Annotated in this window: 1 pseudogene; it reads left to right on the top strand. The window is 72.4% G+C overall.

Annotation, left to right across the window (positions count from 1 at the left end):
• Positions 1-446, top strand: a pseudogene (locus AC5RTT_RS20775) (thiamine pyrophosphate-binding protein); the annotation flags it as partial.

Genomic DNA, 446 nt, shown 5'->3' with positions numbered 1-446 from the left:
AACCGCCCTCGCGCTCAACCTCCTCAACGGCGAGGGGTACCTGGGCGTCGCGGGCGGTTTCGGCACCGACAGCGCGGCCGGGCTCATGGGCGAGGCCGATGTCGTCCTGGTGGCCGGGGCGAGCCTGAGCCCGTTCACCATGCGGTTCGGGCACCTGCTCGGCCCGGACAGCATCCTTATTCAGATCGACACCGCCCTGCAGCCGACGAACCCCCGGGTGGACCTGTTCGTTCATGCGGACGCGAAGGCCGCGGCGGGTCGCCTCCTGTCCTTGCTGGACGGTGAGGCCGCGGCGGAAGGGTGGCGTGCAGAAGCGTCCAGGCGTCTTGCCGAGGGACCTGCCCATCACCCGGGCTCGGACGAGGCCCCGGACGGCCGGCTGGACCCGCGCTCCCTCGCCTCCGCGTTGGATGCCGTGCTGCCCGAGCGCCGCACGGTGGTCCAGG

The organism is Arthrobacter sp. Y3221157 (genome assembly GCF_059089865.1).
This window is presented reverse-complemented; position numbering and strand designations above follow the sequence as displayed.